The sequence below is a fragment of the Arthrobacter sp. P1_H7 genome (assembly GCF_056405215.1).
The window spans coordinates 314,471-326,524 of sequence record NZ_JBFUCO010000004.1 but is presented as its reverse complement, the minus strand read 5'-3'; the positions used below and the strand labels follow the sequence as shown (position 1 = coordinate 326,524).

At 69.5% G+C, this 12,054-nt stretch carries 10 protein-coding genes; 3 read left to right on the top strand and 7 right to left on the bottom strand.

What is annotated here, in order from left to right; genetic code table 11:
• The first annotated feature begins 173 nt into the window (after positions 1-173).
• Positions 174-1,157 carry an ABC transporter substrate-binding protein gene (locus tag AC1DXI_RS05235; protein WP_476937729.1) on the top strand — a complete coding sequence of 328 codons (984 nt, stop codon included), beginning with the start codon at positions 174-176 and terminating at the stop codon, positions 1,155-1,157.
• A 238-nt stretch (positions 1,158-1,395) separates the two neighbouring features.
• On the opposite strand, the gene AC1DXI_RS05230 is transcribed toward AC1DXI_RS05235, so the two are convergent.
• From AC1DXI_RS05230 to AC1DXI_RS05200, 7 genes are read right to left on the bottom strand one after another with little or no spacing between them, the layout of a single operon-like run.
• A complete protein-coding gene (locus AC1DXI_RS05230) occupies positions 1,396-2,868 on the bottom strand; it encodes an NtaA/DmoA family FMN-dependent monooxygenase (RefSeq protein WP_476937728.1) in 1,473 nt (490 codons plus the stop codon).
• A 10-nt stretch (positions 2,869-2,878) separates the two neighbouring features.
• Positions 2,879-4,048, bottom strand: a complete 1,170-nt coding sequence (locus tag AC1DXI_RS05225) for an LLM class flavin-dependent oxidoreductase (RefSeq protein WP_476937727.1) — start codon at positions 4,046-4,048, stop codon at positions 2,879-2,881.
• Positions 4,045-4,965: a DUF1684 domain-containing protein gene (locus AC1DXI_RS05220; RefSeq protein WP_476937726.1), complete on the bottom strand. Its 921-nt coding sequence runs from the start codon at positions 4,963-4,965 to the stop codon at positions 4,045-4,047. The genes AC1DXI_RS05225 and AC1DXI_RS05220 overlap by 4 nt, the downstream gene beginning before the upstream one ends.
• The gene (locus AC1DXI_RS05215; protein WP_476937725.1) at positions 4,949-6,109 is read right to left on the bottom strand and encodes an LLM class flavin-dependent oxidoreductase; all 1,161 of its coding nucleotides are present in this window, start codon (positions 6,107-6,109) and stop codon (positions 4,949-4,951) included. Before AC1DXI_RS05215 ends, AC1DXI_RS05220 begins: the two co-directional genes overlap by 17 nt.
• A complete protein-coding gene (locus AC1DXI_RS05210) occupies positions 6,106-7,143 on the bottom strand; it encodes an ABC transporter substrate-binding protein (protein WP_476937724.1) in 1,038 nt (345 codons plus the stop codon). Before AC1DXI_RS05210 ends, AC1DXI_RS05215 begins: the two co-directional genes overlap by 4 nt.
• Positions 7,144-7,154: 11 nt before the next feature.
• Positions 7,155-8,015 (bottom strand): amino acid ABC transporter ATP-binding protein, encoded by an 861-nt coding sequence (locus tag AC1DXI_RS05205; protein ID WP_476937723.1) that lies wholly within the window; start codon positions 8,013-8,015, stop codon positions 7,155-7,157.
• Positions 8,012-9,088: an amino acid ABC transporter permease gene (locus AC1DXI_RS05200; protein ID WP_476937722.1), complete on the bottom strand. Its 1,077-nt coding sequence runs from the start codon at positions 9,086-9,088 to the stop codon at positions 8,012-8,014. Before AC1DXI_RS05200 ends, AC1DXI_RS05205 begins: the two co-directional genes overlap by 4 nt.
• 240 nt (positions 9,089-9,328) lie before the next feature.
• Here AC1DXI_RS05200 and AC1DXI_RS05195 point away from each other — a divergent pair, with 240 nt between their 5' ends.
• Positions 9,329-11,368: an FAD/NAD(P)-binding protein gene (locus AC1DXI_RS05195; RefSeq protein WP_476937721.1), complete on the top strand. Its 2,040-nt coding sequence runs from the start codon at positions 9,329-9,331 to the stop codon at positions 11,366-11,368.
• The gene (locus AC1DXI_RS05190; protein WP_476937720.1) at positions 11,365-11,973 is read left to right on the top strand and encodes a GNAT family N-acetyltransferase; all 609 of its coding nucleotides are present in this window, start codon (positions 11,365-11,367) and stop codon (positions 11,971-11,973) included. Before AC1DXI_RS05195 ends, AC1DXI_RS05190 begins: the two co-directional genes overlap by 4 nt.
• Positions 11,974-12,054: the final 81 nt, after the last annotated feature.

Here is a 12,054-nt window from a genome sequence, read left to right as displayed (position 1 = left end):
AATCTTCGGTAACACAGGGCATCCGCAGGCCGCGTCCGCGGACGCCGGATGAACGGGTGTTACCGCCTGTCTCCCTTGGTTTCACCCGGTTTCACGGCGCTTTGACCGGCTTTCCCGTGCCCCGGATAGTTGCTGGCACCAGCACTAATTCAGTCCACTCTCAAGGGGAGAACATGTCCAGTCTTTCGTTTAAATCAGGCGCCGCGGTCGCGTTGGCGGCTACCACTGTCCTGGGTCTGGCGGCCTGCTCCGATCCCGGCGCTGCTGCTGCCGGCGGCCCGTCGGCGGCGCCGTCGTCCTCCACCGGTGTGAAGCAGTTCAACCTCTCTCCGCAGCAGGACCGCGTCAAGGCCACGGTGGATGCCGGGGCCGCCGCGCTCGTCCCGGAGGCCATTAAGAAGGACGGGAAGCTGACCGTGGCGGTCAGCCCGTTTGCGGCGCCGCTGGCCGTTTACGCCACCGACAACAAGACCCCGGTGGGCAACGAGGTGGATATCGCCGTCGCACTGGCCCAGTCCCTGGGTCTGGAGGCGGACATTGTCCCGACGGCCTGGGCCGACTGGCCGCTCGGCGTCGATTCCGGCAAGTACGAGGCCGTGCTGTCCAACGTCACCGTCACGGAGGAGCGCAAGCTCAAGTTCGACTTCGCCAGCTACCGTGAGGACAAGCTCGGCTTCTACGCGAAGGCGGACAGCAGCATCACCAAGGTCGAGTCGGCGCCGGACGTCGCGGGCAAGCGCGTGATCGTCGGCTCCGGCACCAACCAGGAGGCAATCCTGCTGCGCTGGGATGAGGAAAACAAGAAAAACGGCCTCAAGCCCGTGGAGTTCCAGTATTACGACGACGACTCCGCGTCCCAGCTTGCCGTCCAGTCCGGACGGGCGGACCTGACGTTCGGCCCCAACGCCACGGCAGCCTACAAGGCGGCTTCGGACGCCAAGACCAAGCTCGTGGGCCTGGTCGACGGCGGCTGGCCGCTGAAGGCCAGCATCGCCGTCACCACCAAGAAGGACAACGGGTTTGCCGCCGCGGCGCAGGCCGGACTGAACCACCTGATCCAGGACGGCAGCTACGCCAAGATCCTGGACCGCTGGGGGTTGTCCGCGGAAGCCGTCGCGAAGTCGGAGCTGAACCCGGCGGGCCTGCCGAAGAAATAGCCGCCGCCGGAAACGCCACTACCTGAAACGTCGATTGCTCCGTAACTGCCCTTCTGGGGGCTGAAAACGGCGGCTACGGAGCAACCGATGGTGCCGGGCAGAAGGAATCCCCGCCGGAACATCTCCGGCGGGGATTCTTAGTGTCTGCCTGGTGTTGCATGCCTGGATGGTCGATTGCTCCGTAACTGCCCTTCTGCGGCTCGAATAGGGCGGCTACGGAGCAACCGATGGTGATTGCCTAAGCTCGTGCCGTGACGGAACCGGCGTCGAGGCCTGCCCCGGCGCCTGCCCCGCCGGCCTCGATGCTTGCCCCGCCTGCCCCGCCGGCGTTTGCGCGCACCTGGGTGGCCAGGCCGAGGTTCTCCCGCAGCGTGCTGCCCGCGTACTCCGTGGGGTACACGCCGCGCTCCTGCAGTTCCGGCACGAGGTGGTTGACGATGTCGTCGAGGCCGGACGGGATGAGCCACGGCGAGATGTTGAAGCCGTCGACGGCGCCGGTCCGGGCGTACTCGCTGAGCCGGTCCGCGACCTCGGAGTACGAGCCGGTGAAGGTGGAGTCGCCCCGGCTGGTCTTGGCCGAGACGAACTGGCGGATGGACAGGCCCTTCTCCTTGGCCTCGGCCCGCCACTGGTCGGCCAGCTGGCGTGCCTTGGCACCGTGGAAGCCGCTGCCGCGGGTTTCGGAGGTTTCTTCCACCACGGGGTCGATGTCCGGCAGCGGGCCGTCGGGGTCGTAGCCCTGCAGCTCCCGGCCCCAGAACTGTTCGAGGTACGCGATGGCCTGCTGCGGACCGATCTGCAGGCTGCGGACCCAGGCCTTCTTCTCGAGGGCCTCCCGCGGCGTGGCGGCGAGGATGAACTCGCTTGCGGGCATGATTTTCACGTCCTGGGCGCCCCGGCCGGCCCGGAGGGTGCGCTCCACGATGTCGCGGCGGAACTCCAGGGCGTCATCGAGCTGCGGGTGCGCGGAAAAGATGACGTCCGCCTGCCGGGCGGCGAAGTCCCTGCCCTCGGGCGAATCTCCGGCCTGGAACAGCACCGGCCGGTACTGGGCGCTGCGCGGCAGCCGCGGGGTGACGTCGACGGTGTAGTGCCGGCCGGTGTGGCGCACGCGCCGGACCGCGCCCTCCGCCGACCACCGCTCGGCGGAGGCTGAGCCCGCGACGGCATCGTCGTCCCACGCGTCCCAGATCCGCTTGGCGGTTTCCACGAAGGCCTCGGCGTGGGTGTACCGGTCGGCGTGGTCCAGGTAGCCGCCGCGGCGGAAGTTGGCGCCGGTCCAGGCGTTGTCCGTGGTGACGATGTTCCAGGCCGCGCGGCCACCGGAGAGCAGATCCAGCGTGGAGAGCCGGTGCGCCAGGTCTGCGGGGTCGTTGTACGTGGTGTTCTGGGTTGCGACCAGCCCGATCCTGGTGGTCACCGCGGCCAAGGCGGCGAGGGCGGTCTGCGCGTCGGGACGGCCGGCGACGTCGAGCGCGTGCGGGCGGCCAAGATGCTCGCGCAGCCGCAGTCCTTCGCCGAGGAAGAACGCCGCGAACAGGCCGCGCTCGGCGGTTTGGGCGATGCGCCGGAACGATTCGAAGTCCGTCTGGGAGCCGGACTCGGCCGCCTTCCAGACGGTTCCGGAGTTGACGCCCTGGAAGAACACGCCCAGCTGGAGCTGACCTGACGGGGTGAAGCCGGCGGTGGCGGGGTGGTTGCTGTGGCTCATGGTGGGCTCCTTAGTTTTCCGCGCCGGGGGCAGTTGTTCCGGAGGTTATGGCGGCATATCGGCTGGCTGGCCGCGCCAGCCCCAGCCGATCGCGGAATGTGGCGTCCGGGCTGGTGGGGGCGAGGACCCCGCGCCGGCGCAGTTCGGGCAGCACCAGCCGCGTCAGTTCCTCAAGATCCGTGTCCAGCACCGCGGGGTGCAGGCGGACCCCTTCGGCCCAGGCCAGCACCTCGGTGAGCAGATCGGTAAGCCCGGCCGCCGAGCCGATGAACTGTGCGCGCGGGCTCTGCCACGGCGTGTGGCCGTTCAGCCCGGCCAGCTGCTCAGCGGCGGCCTGGCCGCGGGAGTCCAGCACGACGTCGAGCTCGGCGATCAGCGCAGGCCCATTGCCGCCGGCGGTGAGTCCTGCGTGCGTCGCCGCGAGCTCGGCGGCCAGGAGCCCGGGCGTCGGGGCCGAGACCAGGAGTGCATCGGCTGCCCCGGCCGCGATGGCCTCCGCGGGGAGGAGCCCGGCCGGGGCCAGGACAGGCAGCTGGCCCTGGGGCGGCCGCGGAATGATCGACGGACCCTTGACTGAATAGCTGCCGTTGTCGACGTCGATGTAATGCAGCTTGTCGACGTCGAGGTAGCGCCCGGTGGGGACGTCGCGGATCACGGCTTCGTCCTCCCAGGAGTCCCAGAGCCTGCGGCTGACCTCGATCGAATCGGCGGCCTCACGGGAAAGCCGGTCCCCGCGCACGGTGTCGCGTCCGACGGCGGCGGCATCGGCCGCGCTTGATGAAGCGGCTACCAGCCAGCCGGCCCGTCCGCCGGAGACGTAGTCCAGGCTGGCCAGCTGGGTTGCGATGTGAAATGGCTCGGTATAGACGGTGTCCACTTCCGGAATCAGTGCGAGTGAGCGGGTCACGGGGCCGGCGAACGCGGCGCGCTGCAGGGCGTTGAGCCGGGCCGCGGCGTCCGGGTGCCCGGCGTCCGGGTGTCCGGGGTCGGAAAACGTCACCGCGTGAAACCCGGCGGACTCGGCGGCGAGCACGGCACCGCGGAGGTGTTCCGGGCCCAGAACGGCTGCCGGTGCTGTGCGGGAAACCCGCCACGCGGCCGGATGGCTGCCGGCGCCGTCGAGCTCCAGCAGAAGGATGCCGTGTCCCAGTGGCCCGTCCTGGGCGGGATGGCTGCTCATGATGCGTCCTGTCGTTCGTAGGGGATCTGTTCGCCGGCCTCGATGGCCACCGGCAGACGGTTCTCCGCCGGCGGCAGCGGGCACGTGGCGAGGTCCGTGTAGGCGCACGGCAGGTTCACCGCCCGGTTGAAGTCGAGCCGGACCGTGCCGTCGGGGCCCGGAGCCGCCACGGTGAGCGAGCGGTTGGCCGCGTAGGTGCTCTTGCCCGACGTCGCGTCCGTGAAAAGCACCGACAGCGTGCCCGGAGCGTGGCCGTTGAACGCGGTGAGGCTCAGGTCCTCACCGCGGAGCCGGAAGCGGATTTCCCCCGGGGCCTCGTAGACGTGGTGGATTCCTTCGACGGCCGCTCCCACCGTCGTGGGCCGCGGTTCGGCGAACGGCACGAATATTCCCGAAATTGCATATTCGGTGCTGGGGGCGTAGGCGGGGGTGCCGCGGTAGCCGGTGAGCAGCGGGTTCAGGGGATGCCGCGGCCGCACGACGTAGCGGCCGCCGCGCTTGGCGAGCTCGATCACGGTATGGCCGGCGCCGGCGTCCTCGACCCGCAGGTTCAGGCCTTCGCGTTCGGGGATCGGGCCGAGGAACACGGCGGCTCCGGTCCCGTCCGGGTTCAGTTCCTGCCCGTCGCGAAGGACGCGTTCGCCTGCCCCCAAAGCCAGGCGGACGACGTCGTCCTCGACGCTCCAGATGCCCGGCGCGCCGTCCAGCCGGGCGGGTAAGGAATCCAGCCAGTGCAGGTGGGTGACGGCGAGGAAGCCGTGGGGGTCTGCGCGGTGGCGTTCGTGCGCCGCATGCCAGTCCGCCCAGGCGGCTTCGAATTCCCGTTCGGGGCGGCGGTCGGGACTGGTCCGGTGGGCCGGAACGCCGGTGCCCGGGGTGCGGCCAGCGTTCGTGGACGTTTCAGTGGGTGCGGACATAGGAGCTCCTGTGGTGGTTGTGGTCGGCTGTGACACGGGCAGCGGCGTCGGGTTCAGTGGAACCGGCGGCCTCCGGCCGGCCGGCGTACGGGTCGCCGTCGGCCCAGAGCGTGGTGGGCGCGGCGGCGCGGACGGCCGGAATGACTTCCAAGGCGAAGCGCTCCAGGATTTCCAGCTGCTGGGCGAAGGGCAGCGTGGTGGGCAGGGAGATGGACTGCAGGTCGTGGCCGTAGAGCGCGTGGTAGCTGAGGATCTTGTCGATCACCTGCTCCGGGCTGCCCACCAGGGCCGGGCCGTCAGCGACGGCGTGGTCGATGTCTCGGTAGGGGGAGTTGTTGCCGGGAACGTTCCGGCCGGTCGTGAGGGCCTCGTAGACCGGGCCGAACTGCTGCTTGGCCTCCTGCGTGGTGTCCGCGATGAACACCCCGCCCGCGCCCGATCCGGAGCCCAGGTACTGGTGCCGGGGATCGTGGCCGTGGCGGTCGTATTCCTCGCGGAAGTGGTCAATGAGCACCTTGTAGTTTTCCCGCGGCTGGATCGCGTTGGCCGTAAACAGTGGATCGCCCCACTGCGCCGCCAGTGCCGCCGAGGCCAGGCTGGTGGCGGAACCGTGCCAGACCCGCGGCGCCCCGGCGAACGGCCGCGGCGTGGTGGTGGTGGGCTCTGTCAGCGCGGTGCGGAACCTCCCGGACCACGTGACGTTTTCCTCGGACCAGAGCCGGCGGAGCAGGGCGTATTTCTCCGCGAGGAGCTCCCACTGGTCCACCAGGTCCAGGCCGAACAGCGGATACTGCAGCACCTCATTGCCCTTGCCGATCACCAGTTCCAGCCGCCCGCGGCTCAACTGGTCAATCGTGGCGTAGTCCTCCGCGACCCGCACCGGGTCCAGCACGGACAGCACCGTCACGCCGCTCTGCAGCCGGATCCTCGTAGTGACGGCGGCGATGGCGGCGAGCACCGTGGTGGGGGAGGAGGAAATGAACTCGCCCGCGTGGCGTTCGCCCACCGAGAAGCTGTCGTAGCCGAGTTCCTCTGCCCGGCGCGCGGTCTCCACCACCTGGTTGAGCCGGTCTGCGGTGGAGACGATCTCCCCGGTGACCGGGTTCTTCAGGTGCGGGATGATGTCGAGGACCTGGAACCTCACTGTGTTTTCCCTGCAGGGGCTGTCCCGAAGTTGGCCTCAGTGAAGGTCTTCGACTCGGGAAGGGCTTCCTCGGAGAGTCCCCAGCGGTCCAGGACCTTGGCGTAGGAGCCCTCCTTGATCGCGGAGTTCAGGGCGTCCGTGATGGCCGGGGCCAGGCCGTTGCCCTTGAGCGTGGTCGCCGCGACGAGGGTCTCGGACGGCCAGCCTGCATTGACCTTGCCCACCACCTTGAGGTCCTCGCGGGTATTTTCCCGGTAGGTGACGGACGGGTAGGGCGCGAGGTTCAGATCCGTGCGGCCGGAGGACAGGGCCAGGATGGTGTCGGCGTCGGAGGAGTAGTACTGCAGCACTGCGGGCGCTTTGCCCTTGGCCTCGAGCTCCTTGTTCCAGGCGATCAGGATCTTCTCCTGGTTGGTGCCCGAGCCCACGGAGATCTTCAGCCCGGAGATGTCATCGGAACCCTTGATGTTGTAGCTGGAGTTTTTCTTGGCCTCGAAGCCCATGTATGCGGCGCGGTAGCTGGAGAAGTCGAAGAGCTTCACGCGGGCGGCGTTGATGCCCACATTGGAGAACACGGCCTCGAAGTCGCCGGACTGGGTCTTCAGCGGCCAGTTCTCCCAGGAGGTCACCTGGACGTCCAGGTCCAGGCCCAGCTTGTCCGCTACCAGCTGGGCCAGGTCCACTTCGACGCCGATCGGGGTCTTGTCGTCCGTGGCGTGGAAGGACAGCGGAATGGCGCCCGCCGTCGTCGCGACGGTCAGCTTGCCGTCCTTGCCGATCAGCGCGGGGACCTTCGCGGCCAGGGCCGCGTCCTTCCCGGCCCGGATGCGCTGCTGGTCCGGCGAGGTGTTGTAGACGACGCCGTTGCGCGCCGCCGTCGTCGCCGGCTGTCCGCCGGCGGCCGCGGACGCGCCGGGATCGGAGCAGGCACTCAGCGCCATGGTGCCGGAAAGGGCGCCGATGAGGACGACGGCGGGAAGCGCCGCAGGCTTGCGCCGGGGGCCAGTACTGGGGCGGGCGGAGCTGGATGCCATGGGGGTTTTCCTTAGATGTTGAAAGCGGGTTCGATGACTTTGGAGAAGAAGCTTCGGGTGCGTTCTTCGCGCGGGTTGGTGAAGATCTCCTGGGGTGTGCCTTGCTCGACGATCTGGCCCTGGTCCATGAACACCACCGTGTCGGCGACGTCGCGGGCGAAGCCCATCTCATGCGTGACGATGATCAGCGTGGTGCCGGACTTGGCCAGCTCGCGGATGACGTCGAGGACCTCGTTGACCAGTTCCGGGTCCAGGGCCGAGGTGGGCTCGTCGAAGAGCAGGATCTTGGGGTCCAGGGCAAGAGCCCGGGCGATCGCGACGCGCTGCTGCTGGCCGCCGGACAGTTGGCGCGGGTAGGCGCCGGCGCGGTCCTTCAGGCCCACCCGGTCCAGCAGTTCCAGCCCGCGTTCGCGGGCCTCGGCCTTGGAGAGCCGGGGCTTTCCGGCCCGCGGCGCGACGATCGGTGCCTCGGTGACGTTTTCCAGCGCGGTCAGGTGCGGGAAGAGGTTGAAGTTCTGGAACACCATGCCGATCTCGGTGCGCTGCTTCAGGATTTCCTTTTCGCGCAACTCGTGGAGCCGGCGCCCGCGGACCTCGTAGCCCACCAGCGTGCCGTCGATCGCGATGAACCCGGCGTCGACCTTTTCGAGGTGGTTGATGGTGCGCAGGAGGGTGGATTTGCCGGACCCGGACGGGCCGACGATTACGGCGACACCGCCGGGCTCGACCGTCAGCGTGATGCCCTTGAGGACTTCCGCGGTGCCGAAGGACTTGCGGACCTTGGTGATCTCGACCAGGCCGCGGGTGGTTTCGGCGTCTGTGGCGGTGGCCGCGGACGGGGTTTGGGCGGCTGTGCGGAGTGCGGTGCTCATCGGGTGCCCCTTTCCTGGCTTGATTCCCGGGTGGCGGGCGTATGGATGGCGAGGAATTTGCGGGCCTTCTGCAGCGGTGTCAGGGGCAGCGTGCGGACGGCGCCCTTGGAGTAGTGGCGCTCGATGTAGTACTGGAACACGCTCAGGACCGAGGTGATGGCGACGTACCAGAGCGTGGCCACGAGCAGCAGCGGCAGGACCTGCTGGGTCCGGTTGTAGATGACCTGGACGGTGTAGAACAGCTCGGAATAGGCCAGGACGTAAACGATCGAGGTGCCCTTGACCAGGCCGATCACCTCGTTGAAGGCCGTGGGCAGGATGGCCCGCATGGCCTGGGGCAGGACGATCCTGGTGGAACGCCGCCAGGCCGGAATGCCCAGGGCGGTTGCGGCCTCGAGCTGGCCCTGGTCCACGGAGAGGATGCCGCCGCGGATGATCTCGGCGGAGTAGGCGGCCTGGTTCAGGGTCAGGCCGAGGACCGCCGCGGCGAACTGGCTGATCAGGGTGGTGGTCTGCGCCTCGAAGAAGCGCACGTCCGTGAAGGGGAGCCCTAGGCTGATTTTCTCGTAGAGGTAGCCCAGGTTGTACCAGAGCAGCATCTGCACCAGCAGCGGCGTGGACCGGAAGATCCAGGAGAAGGTCCAGGAGACGGAGACCAGCAGCGGGGACGCGGAGAGCCGCATCAGGGCCAGGATGAACCCCAGGATGAAGCCGAGCGCCCCGGAGATCGCCGTCAGCTTGAGGGTCTCCAGCAGGCCGTTCACAATCGACTGCGCGGTGAACCATTGCGCCACCACGTCCCATTCCCAGCGCGGGTTGGTGGCCAGGGACCAGGCGATGCCGGCCACGCCCACGGCGACGACGGCGGTGCCCACCCAGCGCCACGGGTGGCGGGCCGGGACCAGCCGGTAGTCGGCGTAGTCGGTTGCGGCCTTGCGGCCCGCCGAACCGGAGCCGGCGGTGCCGGCGGCCCCGGGTACGGCCCCGGCCGGTGCGGTCTCGGGTGCGGATTCGATGCCGGCGGACGCCGGCTCCGGGGCGGACTGTGCCACCGGGGTTGCTGTTGAACTCATGCGCCACCTCGCTTCTTCCAGTTGCTGTGGGGTAGTTGGCTGCCAATCTAGGGGCCGCCGAAATCGCCCTGCAAGGCGCCAGGTTGCATGCGTTCACGCGGGTTCGCACGGCGTCACACGACGAATTCTTGCCTCGATTTACGCCGCGTTACGCGGGGTGAACGGCCGTGAACGACGCCTCGACCGGCTCCAATTCGGGTGCCTAGCATGAGGGCTCCGCACCCGAGCCAGGAGACCGTCATGCCAGTGAATGCCCCATCCGTGGTCCTCGTCGGCGGCGGCCCGCGCACGGCCGGGCTGCTGGAACGCCTCGCCGCCAACCGGCCGGAGCTGCTCGCCGGCGCGCTCCAGATCCACGTCGTGGAGCCGCACACCCCGGGCGCCGGCAGGATCTGGCGCTACGAGCAGCATCCCGGGCTGATGCTCAACTCCGCCGCGGCGGACGTCACGATGTTCACGGATGCCTCTGTCCAGTGCGAGGGACCCGCGATCGACGGCCCCGGCCTGGCAGAGTGGGCCGCCGGGGTCCTGGACGGGTCCATCGCGGATGTCCCGGAACTCCCGCCGGAACTGCGGCGCCAGCTGGCCGCCCTCACCGGCGCCACCTTCCCCACCCGGCAGCTGCAAAGCGTCTACCTGGAATGGTTCTTCCGCCGTTCCGTCGCCGCCCTCGGACCGGACACCACCGTCACCGTGCACCGGGACACGGCGTCCGCCGTCGAACCTGTGCACCGTGAACGTCAACGCGAGCCGGAACAGGGACTGCACCCGTACCCCGAACGGGGTCCGGAACGCTACCGCGTCCGGCTGGCCGGCGGCGCGGTGCTGCACGCCGACGTCGTGATCGCCTCCCTGGGCCACACCGATGCGCTGCCGGACCAGGAGTCCGCCGCCTGGGCCGGTTTTGCCGCCCGGCACGGCGCGTTCCATGCGGCACCCAGCTACACCACCGACGTCGACTATTCACCCCTCGCCGCCGGCCAGGACGTGATTGTCTCCGGGATGGGCCTGGCCTTCGTGGACCTGCTGGTCCTGCTCATGGAAGGCCGCGGCGGCAGGTTCGAGGAGCTGCCCGACGGCGCCCTGCGCTACGTGCCCTCCGGAGCCGAGCCGCGGCTGTGGGCCGGGTCCCGCCGCGGCGTGCCCTACCACTCCAAGATCACATCCGCCCTGCGCGGCGAGGCCGCGGGGGATCCGGCGTTCTTCACCGCGGACGCCGTCGCGGCGCTGCTGGAGGCGCCGGGCGAACTGGACTTCCGCACCCAGCTGTGGCCCCTGATCGCCAAGGACGCCGGCTACGCGTACTACCGCGAGCTGTTCACCGGCTACCCCGGGCGGGTCCGGATCGGCTGGCAGGAATTCGCCGAACGGTTCGCCGCCGCGGACTGGTACAGCCAGGACCGCCTGCGGCTCGTCGCCGAGTCCGTCCCGGACGCAGGGCTCCACCTGGACCTCGAACGGCTGGACCATCCCTTCGCCGGCCGCGTTTTCGGGGGCCCCGCGGACTTCCAGGCCGCGGTGGCAGCGCACATTGACCGCGACCTTGAGCTGCGCACCGGACCGGACCATTCGGAGACCCTGGCCCTGTTCACTTCCCTGCTCCGGTCCTACATGGACCTGGGCCGGCTGGTGCCAGCCGAGCGGCTCAACGCGCGGTCGCAGCAGGAGGTCCAGGGCTGGTGGCACGGCTTCTTCAGCTTCGTCGACTCCGGGCCGCCGCCGCGCAGGCTGCGGGAAATACTGGCGATCCACCGGGCCGGGCTGCTGCAGTTCATTGGCCCGGGGCTGGAAATCGAGGCCGCGGAGTACTCGGGCCGGTTCGTCGCCCGCTCGGCCCAGTCCGGGATCACCGTTTCGGCGCCGGCCCTGATCGAGGCCCGGCTCCCGGCGCCGTCGGTGGCCCGTTCCGCGAACCCGCTGCTGCGCCAGCTGCACACCTCCGGGCTCGGCACGGAGCAGCAGCTCCTGACCGCCGACGGCACGCACGCGACCGGACGGCTCCTCGTGTCCGCCCGCAACGAGCTCCTCAGCCCGGTGGGCGAGCGGCGCGAGCGGCTGTTCGGCGTCGGGCCCGGCACCTCCGGCTGGGGCGCCGGCGCCTTCGCCCGGCCCCGCAGCAACGCCGCGCCGTTCCGTGAAAACGACGCCCTGGCCCGGCGCATCCTGAACCTGCTGGCGGACCCCATCAACGCTCAAGCGGACAACGGCCAGGCCAACAACGATCCAGCGGACGCCAGCCGGGCCGTGCCGCAGGCAGCCGCCGGAAAGGACCCGTCATGACCCCTTCACCACTGCACACCCCGCCCGTTGACGCCGGGTCGGCGGGCGCACCGACCTTGGACAAGTCCAGGCTGACGGTCCTGAACCTTCCCATGAGCGATCCCAGGGTCCGTCCGCTCCTGGATGAGCTCGCGCTCGAATACGACACCCGCTACGGCAACCTCTTCGGCCGGGGAGCCGCCGCGGAGGAACTCAACCGCTACCCTGCCAAGGAATTCGCCGCGCCGGGCGGTGCCCTGTTGATCGTGCGCGAGAACGGCGAGTCCGTGGCCGGCGGCGTTTTCCGCCGGCACGGCCAGCAGACCGCCGAGTTCAAGCGGATCTGGACGCATTCGGCGCATCGGCGCCGCGGACTGGCGCGGTTTGTTCTCGCCGAGCTGGAAGCACTGGCCGGCCGCCGCGGCTACCGGAAGGTCTACCTGACCACGGGCCCGCGCCAGCCGGAGGCGAAACACCTCTACCTGAGCACCGGTTACGAGGCACAGTTCGACCTCTCCGCCGACCCGGAAACCATCGGGCCACTGGCATTCACCAAGGACCTGCCCACCGCAAACCCCGCCGCGCTGCTTGGCCGCCAGGGGCCGGAGCCCGGTGCTTCGGGCTAGAGTTCACCCAGGGGGTCTGCCCTAAACCAACGTTTTCATGAGCCGCCGCGGACCCGGCGGAGAAGCAGCCGGGAGTCATCA

What these genes read in the sequence shown, in the direction of transcription:
- AC1DXI_RS05235 (WP_476937729.1), top strand. Translation starts at nt 174, where the DNA reads ATGTCCAGTCTTTCGTTTAAATCAGGCGCCGCGGTCGCGTTGGCGGCT.
- AC1DXI_RS05230 (WP_476937728.1), bottom strand. Translation starts at nt 2,868, where the DNA reads ATGAGCCACAGCAACCACCCCGCCACCGCCGGCTTCACCCCGTCAGGT.
- AC1DXI_RS05225 (WP_476937727.1), bottom strand. Translation starts at nt 4,048, where the DNA reads ATGAGCAGCCATCCCGCCCAGGACGGGCCACTGGGACACGGCATCCTT.
- AC1DXI_RS05220 (WP_476937726.1), bottom strand. Translation starts at nt 4,965, where the DNA reads ATGTCCGCACCCACTGAAACGTCCACGAACGCTGGCCGCACCCCGGGC.
- AC1DXI_RS05210 (WP_476937724.1), bottom strand. Translation starts at nt 7,143, where the DNA reads ATGGCATCCAGCTCCGCCCGCCCCAGTACTGGCCCCCGGCGCAAGCCT.
- AC1DXI_RS05205 (WP_476937723.1), bottom strand. Translation starts at nt 8,015, where the DNA reads ATGAGCACCGCACTCCGCACAGCCGCCCAAACCCCGTCCGCGGCCACC.
- AC1DXI_RS05200 (WP_476937722.1), bottom strand. Translation starts at nt 9,088, where the DNA reads ATGAGTTCAACAGCAACCCCGGTGGCACAGTCCGCCCCGGAGCCGGCG.
- AC1DXI_RS05195 (WP_476937721.1), top strand. Translation starts at nt 9,329, where the DNA reads ATGCCAGTGAATGCCCCATCCGTGGTCCTCGTCGGCGGCGGCCCGCGC.
- AC1DXI_RS05190 (WP_476937720.1), top strand. Translation starts at nt 11,365, where the DNA reads ATGACCCCTTCACCACTGCACACCCCGCCCGTTGACGCCGGGTCGGCG.